The 17,184-nt window shown below is 61.3% G+C and carries 17 protein-coding genes and 1 rRNA gene; 16 read left to right on the forward strand and 2 right to left on the reverse strand.

All coding sequences use genetic code 11. The annotated features are described in order from the left end of the window. The 8 genes from rrf to ABNW52_RS05325 form a co-directional block, all read left to right on the forward strand. A 5S ribosomal RNA gene (gene rrf / locus ABNW52_RS18600) occupies positions 1-86 on the forward strand; the annotation flags it as partial. A gap of 401 nt (positions 87-487) precedes the next feature. After that, entirely contained in the window at positions 488-874 is a 387-nt protein-coding gene (locus tag ABNW52_RS05295) for a type IV pilin protein (protein ID WP_349585053.1), read from the forward strand. After that, on the forward strand, positions 874-1,338 hold the full coding sequence (locus tag ABNW52_RS05300) for a GspH/FimT family pseudopilin (protein ID WP_349585056.1): 465 nt from the start codon (positions 874-876) through the stop codon (positions 1,336-1,338). The genes ABNW52_RS05295 and ABNW52_RS05300 overlap by 1 nt, the downstream gene beginning before the upstream one ends. Next, positions 1,316-1,930 carry a type IV pilus modification protein PilV gene (pilV, locus tag ABNW52_RS05305; protein ID WP_349585059.1) on the forward strand — a complete coding sequence of 205 codons (615 nt, stop codon included), beginning with the start codon at positions 1,316-1,318 and terminating at the stop codon, positions 1,928-1,930. The genes ABNW52_RS05300 and pilV overlap by 23 nt, the downstream gene beginning before the upstream one ends. After that, complete coding sequence (locus ABNW52_RS05310) at positions 1,894-2,994, forward strand: PilW family protein (RefSeq protein ID WP_349585062.1); 1,101 nt, start codon at positions 1,894-1,896, stop codon at positions 2,992-2,994. Before pilV ends, ABNW52_RS05310 begins: the two co-directional genes overlap by 37 nt. After that, positions 2,994-3,455 carry a pilus assembly PilX N-terminal domain-containing protein gene (locus tag ABNW52_RS05315; protein WP_349585065.1) on the forward strand — a complete coding sequence of 154 codons (462 nt, stop codon included), beginning with the start codon at positions 2,994-2,996 and terminating at the stop codon, positions 3,453-3,455. The genes ABNW52_RS05310 and ABNW52_RS05315 overlap by 1 nt, the downstream gene beginning before the upstream one ends. A 28-nt stretch (positions 3,456-3,483) precedes the next feature. Continuing rightward, positions 3,484-6,654, forward strand: a complete 3,171-nt coding sequence (locus tag ABNW52_RS05320; protein ID WP_349585067.1) for a pilus assembly protein — start codon at positions 3,484-3,486, stop codon at positions 6,652-6,654. 228 nt (positions 6,655-6,882) lie between these two features. Further along, the gene (locus ABNW52_RS05325) at positions 6,883-7,323 is read left to right on the forward strand and encodes a ProQ/FINO family protein (RefSeq protein WP_349586027.1); all 441 of its coding nucleotides are present in this window, start codon (positions 6,883-6,885) and stop codon (positions 7,321-7,323) included. A gap of 80 nt (positions 7,324-7,403) precedes the next feature. On the opposite strand, the gene ABNW52_RS05330 is transcribed toward ABNW52_RS05325, so the two are convergent. Continuing rightward, positions 7,404-8,306 carry a LysR substrate-binding domain-containing protein gene (locus tag ABNW52_RS05330; protein ID WP_349585070.1) on the reverse strand — a complete coding sequence of 301 codons (903 nt, stop codon included), beginning with the start codon at positions 8,304-8,306 and terminating at the stop codon, positions 7,404-7,406. Between the two features lie 112 nt (positions 8,307-8,418). On the opposite strand from ABNW52_RS05330, the gene ABNW52_RS05335 reads away from it, so the two are divergent. The 3 genes from ABNW52_RS05335 to ABNW52_RS05345 are packed head-to-tail and all read left to right on the forward strand — an operon-like array spanning position 8,419 to position 11,193. Beyond that, positions 8,419-9,573, forward strand: a complete 1,155-nt coding sequence (locus tag ABNW52_RS05335) for a methionine aminotransferase (protein WP_349585072.1) — start codon at positions 8,419-8,421, stop codon at positions 9,571-9,573. A 10-nt stretch (positions 9,574-9,583) separates the two neighbouring features. Next, positions 9,584-10,396 (forward strand): carbon-nitrogen hydrolase family protein, encoded by an 813-nt coding sequence (locus ABNW52_RS05340; RefSeq protein WP_349585074.1) that lies wholly within the window; start codon positions 9,584-9,586, stop codon positions 10,394-10,396. A gap of 29 nt (positions 10,397-10,425) precedes the next feature. Continuing rightward, complete coding sequence (locus ABNW52_RS05345; RefSeq protein WP_349585076.1) at positions 10,426-11,193, forward strand: transporter substrate-binding domain-containing protein; 768 nt, start codon at positions 10,426-10,428, stop codon at positions 11,191-11,193. 95 nt (positions 11,194-11,288) lie between these two features. On the opposite strand, the gene ABNW52_RS05350 is transcribed toward ABNW52_RS05345, so the two are convergent. After that, a complete protein-coding gene (locus ABNW52_RS05350; RefSeq protein WP_349585079.1) occupies positions 11,289-11,723 on the reverse strand; it encodes a DUF411 domain-containing protein in 435 nt (144 codons plus the stop codon). A 183-nt stretch (positions 11,724-11,906) separates the two neighbouring features. Between ABNW52_RS05350 and ABNW52_RS05355 the strand changes: the two genes are divergently transcribed. From ABNW52_RS05355 to ABNW52_RS05375, 5 genes are all read left to right on the forward strand, one after another. Beyond that, entirely contained in the window at positions 11,907-12,773 is an 867-nt protein-coding gene (locus ABNW52_RS05355) for an AraC family transcriptional regulator (RefSeq protein ID WP_349585081.1), read from the forward strand. 99 nt (positions 12,774-12,872) lie between these two features. Further along, a complete protein-coding gene (locus tag ABNW52_RS05360) occupies positions 12,873-13,841 on the forward strand; it encodes a DMT family transporter (protein ID WP_349585083.1) in 969 nt (322 codons plus the stop codon). A 211-nt stretch (positions 13,842-14,052) separates the two neighbouring features. Further along, entirely contained in the window at positions 14,053-15,120 is a 1,068-nt protein-coding gene (locus ABNW52_RS05365; protein WP_349585086.1) for an extracellular solute-binding protein, read from the forward strand. A gap of 93 nt (positions 15,121-15,213) precedes the next feature. Continuing rightward, entirely contained in the window at positions 15,214-16,308 is a 1,095-nt protein-coding gene (locus ABNW52_RS05370; RefSeq protein ID WP_349585089.1) for an ABC transporter ATP-binding protein, read from the forward strand. Positions 16,309-16,313: 5 nt separating this feature from the next. Further along, positions 16,314-17,183: an ABC transporter permease gene (locus tag ABNW52_RS05375; protein ID WP_349585091.1), complete on the forward strand. Its 870-nt coding sequence runs from the start codon at positions 16,314-16,316 to the stop codon at positions 17,181-17,183. The last annotated feature ends 1 nt before the right edge of the window (position 17,184 follow it).

A 17,184-nucleotide genomic window follows, 5' to 3' on the forward strand; every position in this document is an offset into this window, starting at 1 on the left:
CGCCTTCCCATTCCGAACAGGACCGTGAAACGCCTTAGCGCCGATGATAGTGCAGATACCTGTGTGAAAGTAGGACACCGCCAGACTCCCCCACAAACAGCCCAGCTTGAGAGATCAAGCTGGGCTTTGTGCTTTGGTGCGTGGGTGAGGCAGGCCCCACCCGGACCGCCGCCTCACCCCGGTCCCTGACACGCCTGCTGCGGCCAACGTGGGCCGCACCCGCACCGAACCAACCATAAAGCCCGCATTCGCGGGCTTTGGCTTTGGTGCTAAAGTAACTCAATAGATCGTGAGTGGCGTGCCTTGTACGAAGGCAAACTGTTTTATAGTGATAACACAGAAAAGAAATGGTGATGGGGGCGATACACGGGGTAGGTAAAGTGGCAAAATTGCGAACAAGAAAAGTTGTAGTAAATATTTTCAAAACAAACAAATGCTATATGCGTACAGGCTGTGGCATATGGCGAGTCTAATGCGGGAGAGAGCGATGCAGCGTGGCGTGACATTGATCGAGTTGCTAATCGTTGTTGTCGTGCTTGGCATAATTGCAGCGTTTGCTTATCCATCCTACATTTCATATGTCATAAAAACTAATCGATCTGCTGCCATGTCATTTATGACGGAAGCGGCGGCTCGGCAGGAAGAGTTTGTTCTGGATGCCAGACGCTATGCAAGCAGCGTAACTGAACTGGGTGTCAGTGCACCGACAGATGTGACCAAGTTCTATAACATTACGATTACAGCCTTCAATGCCTCTACTCCTCCTGCGTATTCTGTCGTGGCAACGCCGGCGTCGGGCGGTATGCAGGCAACCGATGGTACGCTAACGTTGATGTCGAACGGGCAAAAACTCCCAGCCAACAAGTGGAACTGATGATGAAAGTCCATGCAATGGAGCGGGGTTTTACTTTGCTGGAGCTGATGATTGCTTTTTTATTGTTAGCGGTCTTTACAGCAATAGCAGTGCCCAGTTTTCAGTCGTTTATTGCGCGTAATAAAGTCAAATCCGCTTCCGAGCAATTACAGTCGGCTTTGTTTTATGCGCGTTCCGAAGCTGTAAAAAGAAGCCAGACAATTACGCTTAGTTGTAATGGTGGTGGCTGCCAGCAAGGTTGGGTGGTCGCAACTGCTGCATCTCCAACTATTCAACTTGCAGTTCAGAATGCATTTAACGATAGTTATTTGACTATCAGTGGTGGTACGGCAGCTTCGATTAACCGTAATGGACGTGCAACTGCAGCTGTTTCATTTAACGTCGCCAGGACAGATCAGGGAACGCAGCGTTGCGTTAAGCTTTACCTATCCGGGGTGACCGATGTCTCTGATTCCGGGTGCTGATATGCAGACGGCCAAACACAGGCAGGCAGGTTTTTCTTTAATAGAAGTGCTGGTTGCCATCATTATTCTGTTGATTGGCTTCATGGGTATTGCTGCCTTGAGTTTGAGAGCCAATCAGGTGGAATTCGAGTCGTATCAACGGGCGCAGGCATTAGTCTTGCTCGACGATATGTCGCAGAAGCTTCGCGCCAATCAGGATGCGGCATCTTGCTACTACGCCTACACGGCGGTGGGGCCAAGCAGTGGTACATCCTACCTGGGTACTGGTTCTAGTGTGTCTGGGTACTCATGCGTTGCGTCAGGCACGGTCAGCGTCGATGCTGCTGCCATGGCAACACAGGATGTGCAGGATTGGGATGCGCAGCTGGATGGGCTGGCGGTACAGGGAGGGGCGGGGGCGATGATAGGTGCCCGTGGCTGTATTATCAACGATGCATCAGGGGTACTGATTCAAGTGGCATGGCAGGCCAAGACGGTGACCGCCGCGCCACCGGCTGGCTTGAGCTGTGGTCAGAATCTTTACGGTGATGAGAAAAATCGCAGGGTGATGGCCAGATGGGTAAAGATCGTCAACCTGACGCCGGCTTACTGAAAATGCGTAATCGGCAAGCGGGCTTGAGTATTGTCGAGATCATGATTGCCATGACGCTCGGGCTGATACTGCTTACTGCAGTGGGTGGCTTCTATGTAGCGCAGCACCGCAATCAACGTGAGTTGAGCAATCAATTTGCGCAGATCGAAAACGGGCGCTATGCCATGGATGTACTGACAAAGTATCTGGAGAATGCCGGCTACTATGGCAACTATGTCTATATGGATGACTTTCCGAATGCCTCTGCTACGTTGCCGAGTGCATGTGAAACGGATGCGCAGTATATGTACAGCACGTCTACCGGGACCAATGCACTAGCCTTTGCCGTGCAAGGAGCAACATCTGCAACGATGAGTGCGACTTTCCCCTGTATTCCTGGTGCCAATTTGTATTCCGACAACGATGCCTTCCTGGTACGTGAGGTCGACCCAACGCCTGTTGCTTCTTCGACGCTGGTTGCCCGCAATGTTTATCTGCAAGCAGTCGCTCGCCTGAAGGATCCGGTTATTACCACGGGTAACAAGGTCGCGTCCTTTACGTTGACCAACCTGGATGGCTCGGCCGGGGAAATTCGTCGTTACCCGCCACGTATTTTTTATATTGGCCGCTGTCTGGATGCATCGGCAGGTACTTGCAGTACGGGTAGTGACATACCAACTTTGCGTATGCTGGAGTTGGGTGATACCGGTGCCGCGACCGACTTTACCGATTCACCGATGGTGGAAGGCATTGAGCGCATGGTGATTGAGTATGGGCTGGATCTGAAAGGTAGCAACCACAGCTATGTGGATGCATCCGGCGTGACTCATGTGGTGCAATATGACGGTGCCCCTGACAGCTATAGCCGCTCGCTGACGACTACAGATCAATGGGCACGGGTCGTTGCGCTGCGTATTACGCTGCTGGCCCGGGCGGGCAGGATCACCGCTGGTTATTCCGATACTCGCAGCTACACCCTGGCCTCTGGTGTTAGCTATACCCCTAGCGGCACTGCGGCCAACTATAAGCGCAAGCTGTTCCGCAAGACGGTTTACCTGATCAACGTCGGGTCGAGGAGAAGGTAGTGAATAGGCGCGCTACGGGCAATATCCTGTTTATGACTCTGATGTTCCTGCTGATCTCAACCATACTGGTCACCATGGGCATTCGTCTGGGCATGACTCACTTGCGCATCGTGTCCAATAGCCAGGCACACGACGAGGCGCTGGGGGCTGCTCAACTGGTGATAGACCAGGTGCTCAACCAACCCGTGTCCGCGACAACCGACCCGATTGCCAATCCAGGTGCCTATCCACAAACTTTTCAGGTGGATGCTGATAAAGACGGTAGCAATGACTACACCGTACTGTTGGCACGCCCCAGTTGTCTGGGGTTTCGCGAGTTCGATAATTCTTCCGTGGGTTACCAGACCTATGCCGTGCAATGGGATTTCCAGGCCACGGTGACAGATAGCCGCACAGGGACCCAGGTGATTACTCACCAAGGCGTGCGTGAGCTGACCAAAACGGCCGATCCTTGCAGTTGATCGCAGCGCAGGGGCGAAGGAGCAGGTGATGAAAAAGTGGTTGCTGGCAGTATTGCTGCTGTGTTCGTTTTCCAGCCAGGCGGTGGATCTGCAGAATCAGGATATCGATATCTTTCTGAATAATCCCAATGTCTCCAACTCTGCCGACGTGCCGAATGTATTGATCATTCTGGATAATACGGCGAACTGGAATACACCGTTTACCGCCGAAAAAACTGCACTGGTCAATTTGTTCGGCACTCTATCATCAGGTGCTTTCAATATAGGCTTGATGATGTTTTCTGAAACCGGTGGTAGCAACGGTAACATCGATGGTGGTTATGTCCGTTCTGCTATCAAGAACATGACATCAACCAATCTGGCTGCACTAAGTACGCTTGTTAACGGACTGAACAAGAATGACGATAAGAGTAACGGTGGCAAACTCGGGCAAACCATGCGCGAGGCTTATCTTTATTTCAAAGGCTCGACGGCGTATTCCGGTATCAAAGATAAGCGCGATCTGAATGCATTCACTCCCAGCACTTCCAGCAGTACGACCTATTTGAGTCCGGCAACGGGCGTGTGCCAGAAGAATTTCATCATCTTTATCAACAACGGCCCTGTTCAAGACAACACCTCTGATACCAACAGTGCTACGACAGCGTTAACCAACGTTGGCGGTAGCACCACGATGATTCCGCTGTCCCCGAACGGCAGTCAGGACAATATTGGCGATGAATGGGCGCGGTTCATGAATGGCGCTGACCTCAGCTCGGCGCTGGATGGCCAGCAGAACATCATTACCTATGCCATTGAGGTTCAGCCGAGTACCACCGGCCAGGGGCCAGGTATGACTGCTTTGCTGAAAAGCATGTCCGGTGGTGTCGGCGGTGGGCGATACATCAGCATTACCGATCCGCTCAGTTCGGAGGAGCTCAAAAACGCCCTCAAGGGGGTGTTCGACGAGATCCTGTCGGTCAACAGCGTGTTCACATCCGCTGCCGTAACCAACAGCGTCAACAACTATGGCACCACGCTGGACCAGATCTACGTGGGCATGTTCCGCACCGATGCCGATGCCAAGCCACGCTGGCATGGCAACCTCAAGCAATACCGGCTGGGGCTGTCCGGCAACAAGTACACCTATCTCGACAAGAATGGCCAGGTGGTAGTCAACTCCCAAGGCCAGGTGACGGATACGATCACCAGTTACTGGACAACCAGTTCTTCGTTCTGGACGGCGGCTAACTATCCGGATCAGCAGACCCCTGGTGGAACATCCGATGCGCCAGATGGCTCGCTGACCATCAAGGGTGGTAATGCGCAGCACCTGCGCAGCGATAATCTGACAGCGGACAACCGTATCATCTACACCTGCACCAGCTGCAGCAGTGGCGGCTCATTGGTGGATGACACTGCCAACACTACTGATCCGACACTGTTCAACACCAATAATGCCGGCATCACCACCACGCTGCTGGGCGTCAGTACCACAACGGATCGCGATAAGCTGATCAACTGGGTGCGCGGGCGTAATATCAAGCAGGACGATCCAAGCGCCGGCTCCCTTACTGGTGTGCGCGGCTTTGTGCATGGCGATGTGGTGCACTCCAGCCCGCTGGCGATCAACTACAACCGCAGCGGCCAACCTAGCAACCGGGACGTGGTGGTGTACTACGGTGGCAACGATGGCCTGCTGCGCGCAGTGAAGGGCGGGGCGGACAATAGTGATGGCGGCGAGTTGTGGTCGTTCCTGCCGCAGGAGTTCTATTCCGGGTTGAAGCGCTTGTACGACAACACCACGGTGTTGTCGTCCTCTGCTACCAAGCCGTACTTCTTTGACGGCCCGATTGGCAGCTATCTGCTGGATGCCGACAACGATCGGCGGTACGACAATACGGGTAAGGTCGATGCCACCAAGATGGACAAGGTCTACATCTATCCGACCGCACGTCGTGGCGGCCGGCTGATTTACGCCTTCGACGTCACCGTGCCGGGGCAACCCAAGTTCCTGTGGAAGCACACCAATAGCGACACCGGCTTTAACGAGCTGGGGCAAACCTGGGCCAAGCCCAAAGTGATGAAGATTGCCGGTTACAGCAACCCGGTGCTGGTTTTTGGCGGCGGTTATGATGCCGCGGCCAACGATACCGCGGTCCAGGGCACGGCAACTATGGGGCGTGCCATATTTGTGGTGGATGCGTTTACTGGTGCTTTGGTGTGGAAGGCGGTGCCCACCGGCAGTAGCGATTGTGACTCTGCCACCTGCACCACAGTTAGTGGGCTGAGCTACAGCATACCGGCTGCCGTGGCCACGGTGGATCGCGATCTGAATGGCTCTGTGGATCGTCTGTATGCGTCTGATACTGGTGGCAACCTCTGGCGGGTCGATATTGGCCTCAACTCGGCGGTTACCCCGGCGGTGCCCAGCTTTAGTGTCAACAAGATTGCCGCGCTGGGTGGTAGTGGCAGTAGCGCCCGCAAATTCCTGTATGAACCGGACGTGGTGTTGGGGCAGAGCTATGACCGTGTGCAGCTGGGGTCCGGTGACCGTGAGAAGCCGTTCAGCCTTGCTATCCAGGACATGTTCTTCTCCATCAAAGACCCGGGGCTGACCACTAATGTGATCAGCACGCCGTATACCTTGTCCAACCTCTATGATGCGACCGACAATCTGGTGCAGCTTGGCACTACCAGCCAGCAGGCGGCGGCAAGCAGTGCGCTGGCCTCCAGCCAGGGCTGGTATATCAAGCTTAACGGCGGGCTGAGCAGCCGTGATCTAGGCTGCAGCCTGCTGGGGGGCGAGCGGGCATCCGGCAAGGCGGTGACGCTGGATGGCATCCTGTATTTCTCCACCTTCCTGCCAAACTACACCTACACCTATAGCGGCAGCACCGGTTGCACCGCTACGGCGACCTACAACAGCAATAGTTGCAACCCCACGCTGGGCGCGGCACGGATTTACATCCTCAATTTTGGTGATGGCTCGGCCTACAGCGACGCCACCGACGCGCAGGCGGGCTGGGCGCTGACCGACCGCTATGTGTCGGCAGGTACCGGCTTCCTGGGGGACCCGACCGTGGCCACTCAAGTCGACAGCAACGGCAATATCGTCAACGTGCCGCTGTTCGGCCTGATTTCCGACCCGGGCGGTTTGTCCGGTGGCCTGGGTAACAAGACGCGCGCCAAAGTGTACTGGTACGAACTCACCGACTAAACCCGTTGCCAGCCGGCATCGCCAGCCGTGTGCGATGCCGGTTTAGCTTTTATCGCCTGCTGTAGCTGTCCATGCAACGGGCATGATCGTTGCCGTTAAGTGCTGGTGGCGCACGCCACAACTGGTATACAATCCCGCGCGAATGTTGTCAGCTAACAGAACCTGTGCTTCGTCTCAGGGTCAGGTTTGCATAACCCTGTGAAGAATTCCATGAAAGACAAAGCTAAAGTGGCTAACGAAACCGCGCTGGGTGCAGCGCTGAAGAATGCGGTACAGAGCCTGAGCAAGAAAAGCCAGACTGAAATGATTGCCGCCCACGTGTACGCCAAGTACGACGTGTTCAAGCAGTTCCGCCCGCTGGCGCTGGGTATCCACGAGGTACTGATCGCCGCGCTGCCGCAGTTCGATGCGCAACTGGTATCGCGCGTACTGGCCAACCACTGCCGTCGTCAGCGCTACCTGAAGGCGCTGGCCCGCGGTGGCAAGCGCTTCGATCTGGCGCTGAAAGCGGTGGGCGAAGTGACTGCCGAGGAGAAGGCCGCTGCCGAGCGCATGTGCCAGGCCCGCGCCGAAAAAGTGGCGCCGAAAGTGGCAGACGCACCGGTGGTGGATGCCCCGGCAGCCGATGCTCCGGTTGTCGATACTGCCAGCGAAACCAGCGCCGAATAAGCCTGTCAGGTTTGGCAACAACACCGGCCACGTGCCGGTGTTGTCGTTTCTGCGGCGGGCAACGTTGGCCGCAGGCAGCGTTAACTGCTGCTGACGCTGGCCGACTGCCGGCATTGCGCCAGCAGCCAGTCGCGCACGCTGTGCAGCGCCGGGCGGGCTTCGTCCGGCTTGCTGGCCAGCGCATAGGCGTAGCCGCTGTGCCACGGTGGTGAGAACGGAGCCACCACCTCGCCTTCCGCCAGCTCGCGTGCCAGCAGGGTGATGTCGCCCAGGGTGATGCCGTAGCCTTGCAGCGCGGCGTTCATCGCCTGATCCAGGGTGTCGAATACCGTGCCACCGCGATAATCCACCGCGGTGGCGCCACGGAAGGCCAGCCACTGCCGCCAGTCGCGCTTGTCGTGCGAGGGGTGCAGCAACGGGTAGTGCGTCAGGTCGCTTTCCTGCGCCAGCGGGCGGGCAACCTGCCGCAGCAGCCGCGGCGCGAGCACCGGCGTCATCACCTCCTCGAACAGCAACTGCTCGTTGTCGCTCAGTGCCGCCAGCGGTTTGTAGACGATGGCCAGGTCCACATCCTCCTGCGCAAAGTTCACCGCGTGCTCATGCACCCCGGCTAGCTGTACCGGAATGTCCGGCGACTGCGCAGCAAAGTCGTGCAGCGCCGGCAGCAGCCAGCGCACCACACAGCTGGGCGCCTTGATACGGATCGGTGTGGTCAGCGCTGCCGCTGCGTCCATGCCTTGTTCCAGTACCTTGAAGCCGCGCTGCACATAGCCCAGCAGCAGCTCACCCTGGACGGACAAGCGCAGGCTGCGCGCATAGCGGTGGAACAGCGGGTAGCCCAGATGTGCCTCCAGCTGCGCCACCTGCTTGCTCACCGCGCCCTGGGTCAGGCACAGCTCGTTGGCGGCACGGGTAAAGCTCTGGTGGCGGGCGGCGGCTTCGAACACCGACAGCGCGTACAGGGGTGGGGTCTTGCGTGGCATGTGGCATCCCATGACTGAATTTTTCTCGGTCATAACATGCCGATAAATCGTTTGTCGCACAAGTGCCCATCGCGTTGAATAGCGCAACAACACCACAACGCGGCGAGACATCATGCACACCCCCATTGCCCAACGCTCCAAGCTGCCCCACGTCGGCACCACCATCTTTACCGTCATCGGCCAGCTGGCCGCCAAGCACCAGGCCATCAACCTGTCGCAGGGCGCGCCCAACTTTCCGTGCAGTGCCGATCTGATCCGCCATGCCCACGAGGCGATGCAGGCCGGCCACAACCAGTACGCGCCGATGAGCGGCCTGCCGGCGTTGCGCCAGGCCATCGTCGACAAGGTGGAAGCGCTGTACGGCCAAGGTTACGACGTCGACAGCGAGGTGACGGTGATGGCCAGCGCCAGCGAGGCGCTGTTCTCGGCGGTGACCGCGCTGGTGCACGAAGGCGACGAGGTGATCGTGTTCGAGCCGGCGTTCGACAGCTACATCCCGATGATCGAGCTGCAGGGCGCCACCCCGGTGGTGATCAAGCTGGCGGCGCCGGACTTCGCCATCCCGTGGGACGAAGTGGCGGCGCGCATCACCCCGCGCACCCGCATGCTGCTGCTGAACACCCCGCACAACCCCACCGGCACCGTGCTGTCCGCCGCCGACGTGGCGCGGCTGGAGGCCATCACCGAAGGCACCGACATCGTGGTGCTGTCCGACGAGGTGTACGAGCACGTGGTGTTCGATGGCGAGCTGCATCACAGCATGAGCCGTCATCCCAAGTTGGCCGCACGCTCGGTGGTGGTGACCTCGTTCGGCAAGACCTTCCACGTTACCGGCTGGCGTGTCGGCTATTGCCTGGCGCCGCAGGCGCTGATGGACGAGATCCGCAAGGTGCACCAGTTCGCCATGTTCGCCGCCGACACCCCGATGCAGTATGCGCTGGCCAAGCTGATGGCCGAACCGCAGCACTACCTCGGCCTGTCCGCCTTCTACCAGCAAAAGCGCGATCTGCTGAGCCAGGCGCTGGCAGACTCGCCGCTGCAGCTGATCCCCAGCCGCGGCAGCTTCTTCCTGCTGGCCAGCTTCGCCCACCTGTCGGACGAGAGCGACAGCAGTTTCGTGCAGCGGCTGATTACCGAACACGGCGTGGCCACCATCCCGGTATCGGCGTTCTACCGCGACGGCACCGACCAGCGCGTGATCCGGCTGTCGTTCGCCAAGGACGAAGCCACCCTGCTGGCCGGCGCCGAGCGCCTGTGCCGCATCTGAGGAGCACCGCATGAGCCAGACCTTTACCGCCGCCGCCGTGCAGATGGTGTCCGGCGACGACCTGGCGGCCAACCTGGCGCGCGCCGAGGCGCTGGTGGCCGAGGCCGCCGGCCGTGGCGCGCAGCTGGTGGCGCTGCCGGAATACTTCTATCTGATGCCGGGCGACGAGCAGGCGCGGCTGGCGATTACCGAGCCGTTCGGCGCCGGCCCGCTGCAGCAGCGCATGGCAACGTTGGCCGCATGCCACGGCATCTGGCTGCTGGCCGGCACCCTGCCGCTGGCGGGCAGCCAGCCGCAGCGCTTTTTCAACAGCAGCCTACTGTTCGGCCCGCAGGGGCAATGTGCGGCGCGCTACGACAAGATGCACCTGTTCGGCTTCGACGACGGCGCCGAGCGTTACGCCGAGGCCGATACCATGCAGCCGGGCGACAGTGTCACCAGTGCCGACACGCCGTGGGGCAGCCTACGGCTGTCGGTGTGCTACGACCTGCGCTTCCCAGAGCTGTATCGTCACGGCCCGGCGCCGATGCTGATCACCGCGCCGGCGGCCTTTACCCACACCACCGGCCTGGCGCACTGGGAGCTGCTGCTGCGTGCCCGTGCGGTGGAAAACCTCGCCTTCGTCATCGCCCCCGGCCAGGGCGGCGTGCACCCGGGCGGCAAACGCACATTCGGCCACAGCATGATCGTCGACCCGTGGGGGCAGGTACTGGCCTGCCATGCCGAGGGCGAGGGCATCGCGCTGGCCGCATTGGATCTAGACAGGCAACAGACCTGGCGCACGCGCCTGCCGGCGCTGCAACACCGTCGCATCAACAGCTGATAACAAACATGTCTTCAAAGGAGAATCACATGAAACGCAAGATCGCATTCGCTGCACTGCTGCTGTCCCCGCTGTTTGCCCTGTCTGCGCAGGCTGCCGACAAGCTGCTGATCGCCACCGACGCTACCTACCCGCCGTTCGAGTTCGTCGACGCTGCCGGCAAGGTGGCCGGCTTCGAGGTGGACTTCGCCTACGCCGTGTGCAAGGCGATGCAGACGCCGTGCGAAGTGATCAACCAGCCGTGGGACGGCCTGATTCCCGGCCTGCAGGCGAAGAAATACGACGCGATCATGTCGTCGATGAACATCACCGACAAGCGCCGCCAGGTAGTGGACTTCAGCAAGGTGTACTACCTGATGCAGAACCGCTTTGTCGGCCGCAAAGGGGCGCAGCTGTCGGCCGACCTGAAGGGCAAGGTGATTGCGGTGCAGACCGGCACGCCGCAGGACAGCTATGTCAGCCAGTACTTCAAGGCGGCCACCGTCAAGCGCTACGTCAATGCACAGGATCCGATGCTGGAGCTGACTTCCGGCCGCGCCGACTTCACCTTCGGCAACACCGTGCAGCTGCAGAAGGGCTTCCTGGATACCGCCAACGGCAAGGCGTTCGCCTTCACCGGCCCGGTGTTCGACGGCCGCAAGGACAAGGTGCTGGGCGAGGGTGTGGCGGTAGCGCTGCGCAAGAGCGATGGCACGCTGAAAGAGCGCTTCAACAAGGCGATCGATCAGGTGAAGAGCAGCGGCGAATACGCGGCGCTGCTGAAGAAACACAATCTGGATGGTCTGCTGGAAGACTGATTCGCTCCGCAGTCCGGTTTGCCTGTTGCCTGCCACGTCCGTGGCAGGCTTTTTTCATGGGGCAAGGTTGGCCGCATGCGGCCAACCTTGCGGCCTTATTCCACCGAGAACACCACCGGCTTGGCGCTTTGCTGCCGCGTCAGCGCATAGATGGTGAGCGTGCCCGGCTTCATCTCGCCCATGCCGGGCGAATTGGCCGGCATGCCCGGCGCGCTGATGCCGACGATGTCCGGCTTGTCGCGCAGCAGTTTGCGGATCGCGGCCACCGGCACGTGGCCTTCCACCACATAGCCACCGATCAGCGTGGTGTGGCAGCTTTCCAGCTTGCCGACCTTGTACTGCGTTTTTACCGTGTCCATATCGTTGCGGTTGATGGCATTGACCTTGAAACCGTTGCTGTTGAGATAGCTGACATAGGCTTCGCAGCAGCCACAAGTCGGGCTTTTGTACAGCGTGACTGGCATGGCGGCGGCAAAGACTTGCGGGCTGATCACGGCCAGCGCGAACAGCAGGCGGGGCAGGCGTTTCATGGCGTACTCCTGAAAGAAAACATGGGCGGACTAACGGTAGCAGGCTGGCGCGCAGCGCGGCCTTGACTATCGTCACGCGGGCAAGTGGTGCAGCACAGACCCGGCTGCGGCGGCCGGGTTCCCGCTGTCGTGACGGGGGTTTTCTGCCACAATCGCATTATCCCCACTTGCCTAGCCGTTGCCATGACCTGCCTTTTGCCGACCACGTCTCCCGTCGCGCCGCTGCCGTTGGCCGGCGTGCCGCAGGCGTTCGAGCATCCGGCGGACAACGCCGAATTCTGCCAGCCGGTACCGGGGGTCGAGCTGTACCGCGCGCATATCGTGCGTTACGCCTTCGAGCCGCACACCCATCAGGCGTTTGGCCTGGGCGCGATCGAAAGCGGGGTGGAGCGCTTCCGCTACAGCGGCAGCGAGCATCTGGCGGCGCCCGGTTCGGTGGTGATGATGAACCCGGACGAGCTGCACACCGGCCGCGCCGAAACCGAGCACGGCTGGCGCTACTGCATGCTCTACATCGACCCGGCGGCGGTGGCGCGCATCACTGGCGAGGACGGCTGGTGGTTCGACGACGCCGTGCGCCACGACCCCGCCACCGCGCAGCGCGTGGGGCAGCGGCTGGCGGCGCTGTGGCAGGCGGACGAGCCGCTGGCGTTCGACAGCCAGCTGTACGAGCTGCTGGCCGAGTTCCGCCCGCTGGCGCGGGTGCCACGCCCGGCGCGGCCACAGGCCGATGTACGGCTGAGCGCGGTGGTGGACTACCTGCGCGCCCACCTGGCCGAGCGCTTGACGCTGGAGCAGCTGGCCGCGGTGGCCGGGCTCAGCCCGTATCACTTTCTGCGCCGCTTCCGTGCGCAGTATCACGCTACACCGCAGCAGATGCTGATGGCGCTGCGACTGTTCGAGGCCAAGCGTCTGCTGGCCAGCGGCATGCCGCCGGCGCAGGTGGCCGCCGCCGCCGGTCTTACCGACCAGTCGCACCTCACCCGCAGCTTCGTGAAACGCTACGGCGTCACCCCGGCGCGCTACCAGCAGCAGCTGGGCCTGCGCTAGCGCCCGCGGCGCCGGCGGCCGTATTCAGCGCAATCTGGTACAAGACCGCCGCGTTGCGGCCAACCTACACTGTGCCCAAATCAATCGGGAGTGATACGTATGTTGGCAGGGGTGCTGTACGCCTTGGTGGCGGGCTTGATGTGGGGGCTGGTGTTCCTGGCGCCGCAGATGCTGCCGGAGTACCCGGCCGCGTTGCTGTCGGTCGGCCGCTATCTGGCGTTTGGCCTGATCGCGCTGCCGCTGGCGTGGTTCGACCGCGCCGCGCTGCGGCAGCTGAGCCGTAGCGACTGGCTGGAGGCGCTGAAGTTGGCCGCAGTCGGCAACCTGCTGTACTACCTGTGCCTGGCCAGCGCCATCCAGCGCGCCGGCGGGCCATTGCCGACCATGCTGATCGGCACGCTGCCGGTGGTGATCGCCATCTGCGCCAATCTGCGCGACCACCGCCGCGACGGCCGCCTGCCGTGGTTGCGGCTGCTGCCGTCGCTGTTGCTGATCGCCATTGGCATCGGCTGCGTCAACAGTGTGGAGCTGGATGCGCTGCGCCGCGATACCGGTGCCGACCTGGGGCGCTACCTCGGCGGAGCCGTGCTGGCCTGCCTGGCGGTAGCGTGCTGGACCTGGTATCCGCTGCGCAATGCCGACTGGCTGCGCGATCACCCCGGCCGCAGCCCGCGCACCTGGGCCACGGCGCAGGGTGTGGCCACGCTGCCGCTGGCGCTGGTCGGCTTCGTGCTGCTGTGGCTGGGCAATAGCCTGGGCGGCGGCGAGTTCGCCATGCCGCTGGGGCCGCAGCCAGCGCGCTTCCTGCTGCTGATGGCGGCTATCGGCCTGTTTGCTTCCTGGCTGGGCACCCTGTGCTGGAACGAAGCCAGCCAGCGGCTGCCCACCGCGCTGGTGGGGCAGTTGATCGTGTTCGAAACGTTGGCCGCACTGAGTTACGCCTTCGTGTGGCGGGGCGAGGCGCCGCTGCCGCTTACCTTGCTGGGCGTGGCTTTGCTGGTGGCTGGCGTGCTGTGGGCGCTACGGGTGCGACCGGAGCCGGTGGCGGCGGAAGGGCATGCCGGCTGAGCGCGCGACTGTTGTAAGAAAACATACAAGAAACACTCAAAAAACCAACATCTGAAATTTTTATTAAACATGCACGTAACATGGCCTATATATTCTCTGGTGCTGGCCCGGTGGCCGCAGCACTGCCACAACGGCAGGCGCGGTCGGCGGATTCACGGCCGCCACCGGTGGCTGTGCAGTTGTCCATCCATACACGAGGGAGTGGCAATACATGTTCAAGCAAGCTTCGAAATTGTCCGCCGGCGCACTGCTGGTGGCATGTGCCCTGAATGCCAATGCAGCCGATTCCGTGCTGCGCCTGTTGACCTGGGCCGACTACGCGCCGCAGTCGGTGGTTGACCAGTTCAAGAAGGAAACCGGCATTACCGTTGAAGTCACCCTGTCCAACAACGAAGAAATGATCTCCAAGCTGCGCGCCACCGGCGGCGCCGGCTTCGATCTGGCCAACCCCAGCCAGGACCGCATCACCGGCCCGGCGCGCGAGTTCGGCATCTACCGCCCGATCGACCTGTCCAAGGTCAAGACCGGCAACTTCATCCCGTCGATGCTGGCCGCCACCCAGAAAGTCACCGCGCTGGACGGCAAGGTATACGGCCTGCCGCTGTTCTGGGGCACCGATGGCCTGGTATTGAACTCCGCCAAGAGCAAGGCCGCCGACTACGGCGACCTGTGCAGCCCGCAATACGCCGGCAAGACCGCGGTGCGCCTGAAGCGGCCAACCCTGATCGGCCAGGCTTTCGCCATGGGTAAGGACCCGTTCAAGGCCTACGCCAACGCCAAGGAATACGAGGCGATCATGACCGCGGCCGGCAACAAGCTGATCAGCTGCAAGAAGAACCTCAAGTACTTCTGGGAGAGCAAGGATCAGCTGCTGAACGACATCCGCAATGGTGAAGTGGTGGCCGCGCAGATGTGGGATGCCGGCGGCTGGAAGCTGAACAGCGAAAACCCGACGCTGAAGTTCGTGGCACCGAAGTCCGGCGCGCTGGGCTGGGTGGATACCTTCGCCATTCCGGCCAAGGCCAAGAACCTGGATGCCGCTTACAAGTGGATCAACTTCATCACCCGTCCGGAAATTGCCGCCCAGGTGGCCAAGTCGGCCGGCAGCTTTACCGCAGTGAAGGGCGCCGAGAACTTCATGGACGCGCAGATGAAGAAACAGCTGGCGGAATCCTTCCCGCCGGCGGCGATGAAGAACATCAAGTGGTACCCGGCGATTCCGGCCGGGCTGGAAGAAATCGACGGCAAGGTACTGGACCGCATCAAGGCCGCCAGCTAAGCCAAGCACCGGCCACGCTCGTGGCCGGCAGCGCTGTCCCGAGGCCGCCGTACGCGGCCTTTTCTGTCACTGCATGTCTGATTGAGGCTTTCCATGCCGCATACCCCGCAACATGACGCCATCGACTTGTCGGTGCGTGGCGTCAGCAAACACTACACCGGCTTTACCGCCGTCGATCAGCTGAGCCTGGACGTGGCCAAGGGCAGCTTCTTTTCCATTCTCGGCCCCTCCGGCTGCGGCAAGACCACGCTGCTGCGCATGATCGCCGGCTTCATCGCCCCGGATGACGGCGATATCGTCATCGGCGGCCAGTCCATGCGCGATGTGGCCCCCAACCGCCGTCCGGTGAACATGGTGTTCCAGCATCTGGCGCTGTTTCCGATGATGTCGGTGGGCGACAACGTCGGCTACGGTCTGGCGCGGCGCGGCCTTGGCAAGGCCGACATCCAGCGCAAGAGCGAGGCGATGCTGGAGCGTGTCGGTCTGCCGGGCACCGCGGGCAAGCGCATCGACCAGCTGTCCGGCGGCCAGAAGCAGCGCGTGGCCATCGCCCGCAGCCTGGTGCTGGAGCCAACCCTGCTGCTGCTGGACGAGCCGCTGGGCGCGCTGGACCTGAAGCTGCGCGAACACATGAAGCTGGAGCTGAAGCAGCTGCAGCACGAGATCGGCACCACCTTCGTCTACATCACCCACGACCAGAGCGAGGCGCTGGTGATGTCCGACCAGGTGGCGGTGATGAACAAGGGCCGTTTCGAACAGGTGGGCACGCCGCAACAGCTGTACTACCAGCCGGCCAGCGCCTTCGTCGCCGGTTTCGTCGGTAACAGCAACCGGCTGGAGGTGAGCCTTTCCGGTGCCGGGGAGGGCGTGGCAGCCAGCGGCCTGCCGCTAAGGTTGGCCGCACAGCATGGCGATGCCAGCGGCCAGCAGGCGCTGTTCATCCGCCCGGAAACCATCGCGCTGTCGCGGCGCGAGGCCGATGTGGCCGAGTACGACAACCGCCTGTCGTGCCGGGTGGAAACGCTGTTCTTCGACGGTGCCAACTCCACGGTGCAGGTGCGCGACGCGCGCTATGGCACGCCGTTGCAGGTGGCACTGCCGCACACCGGCCAGCATGCCGACCTGCAGCCGGGCGAGACGGTATACCTCGGCATTCGCGCCGAACATGCCAAAGCCTACCGGGAGTGAGCGCCATGAACGTACTGGCTCCGCGCCGTCTCGGCCTGTTCCTGCTGCTGGCCCCCGCCGTGCTGTGGCTGGCGCTGCTGATCCTGCTGCCGCATGTGGAAGTGGGGCTGCTGTCGTTCCGCGAACGCGTCGGCCCCGGCGAGTTCGCCCCCAGCCTGAAGCAATACCTGACCTTTTTCGACGAGCCGCTGTACTGGCACACCTTTGTGCGCACCGCGCTGATGTCGCTGGTGGTGACCGTACTGGCCTTGCTGCTGGCGTTTCCGGTGGCGTGGAGCATCGCCAAGGTGGCGCGCGGCCGGGTGCGGGCGCTGATGATGGCCGCCATCCTGCTGCCGTTCTGGGCCAGCGAGCTGGTGCGCATGCTGGGCTGGCTGATCCTGCTGCGCGGCTCTGGCGTGGTGCCGCAGCTGTTGTTCCAGCTTGGCCTTACCGCCGAGCCGGTGGAGCTGCTGTACCACGACGCCACCATTCTGGTGGGACTGATCTATAGCTCGCTGCTGTTCATGCTGGTGCCGCTTATCAATGCGCTGGAAACGCTGGACGACAGCCTGATCGAGGCCGCCTACGACCTGGGCGGCAACCGGCTGGACATCCTGCGCCGCATCGTGGTGCCGCATGCCGCGCCGGGCATTGCCGCCGGCTGCATCATGGTGTTCATGCTGACGCTGGGTAACTACCTGACACCGGTGATCCTGGGCGGCAAGAACTCGATGTGGTTCACCGAGCAGATCTACACCCAGTTCATCACCCGCTTCAATTGGGAGCAGGGCTCTGCATTCGCCTTCCTGCTGCTGGGACTGTCGTCGCTGCTGGTGTGGTTGGGGCTGAAGCTCACCGGCCAGCGTTTTGCCGACTCCATGCGCCGTACCTGAG

Origin of the sequence: Vogesella oryzagri (assembly GCF_040148885.1) — a bacterium.
Taxonomy (GTDB): domain Bacteria; phylum Pseudomonadota; class Gammaproteobacteria; order Burkholderiales; family Chromobacteriaceae; genus Vogesella; species Vogesella oryzagri.

Bases quoted from the DNA above. Each gene is read 5' to 3' on its own strand.
- ABNW52_RS05360 (WP_349585083.1), top strand. From the start codon at position 12,873: ATGTTGGCAGGGGTGCTGTACGCCTTGGTGGCGGGCTTGATGTGGGGG.
- ABNW52_RS05375 (WP_349585091.1), top strand. From the start codon at position 16,314: ATGAACGTACTGGCTCCGCGCCGTCTCGGCCTGTTCCTGCTGCTGGCC.
- ABNW52_RS05370 (WP_349585089.1), top strand. From the start codon at position 15,214: ATGCCGCATACCCCGCAACATGACGCCATCGACTTGTCGGTGCGTGGC.
- ABNW52_RS05320 (WP_349585067.1), top strand. From the start codon at position 3,484: ATGAAAAAGTGGTTGCTGGCAGTATTGCTGCTGTGTTCGTTTTCCAGC.
- ABNW52_RS05340 (WP_349585074.1), top strand. From the start codon at position 9,584: ATGAGCCAGACCTTTACCGCCGCCGCCGTGCAGATGGTGTCCGGCGAC.
- ABNW52_RS05310 (WP_349585062.1), top strand. From the start codon at position 1,894: ATGGGTAAAGATCGTCAACCTGACGCCGGCTTACTGAAAATGCGTAAT.
- ABNW52_RS05355 (WP_349585081.1), top strand. From the start codon at position 11,907: ATGACCTGCCTTTTGCCGACCACGTCTCCCGTCGCGCCGCTGCCGTTG.
- ABNW52_RS05365 (WP_349585086.1), top strand. From the start codon at position 14,053: ATGTTCAAGCAAGCTTCGAAATTGTCCGCCGGCGCACTGCTGGTGGCA.
- pilV (WP_349585059.1), top strand. From the start codon at position 1,316: ATGTCTCTGATTCCGGGTGCTGATATGCAGACGGCCAAACACAGGCAG.
- ABNW52_RS05330 (WP_349585070.1), bottom strand. From the start codon at position 8,306: ATGCCACGCAAGACCCCACCCCTGTACGCGCTGTCGGTGTTCGAAGCC.
- ABNW52_RS05300 (WP_349585056.1), top strand. From the start codon at position 874: ATGATGAAAGTCCATGCAATGGAGCGGGGTTTTACTTTGCTGGAGCTG.
- ABNW52_RS05335 (WP_349585072.1), top strand. From the start codon at position 8,419: ATGCACACCCCCATTGCCCAACGCTCCAAGCTGCCCCACGTCGGCACC.
- ABNW52_RS05295 (WP_349585053.1), top strand. From the start codon at position 488: ATGCAGCGTGGCGTGACATTGATCGAGTTGCTAATCGTTGTTGTCGTG.
- ABNW52_RS05345 (WP_349585076.1), top strand. From the start codon at position 10,426: ATGAAACGCAAGATCGCATTCGCTGCACTGCTGCTGTCCCCGCTGTTT.
- ABNW52_RS05350 (WP_349585079.1), bottom strand. From the start codon at position 11,723: ATGAAACGCCTGCCCCGCCTGCTGTTCGCGCTGGCCGTGATCAGCCCG.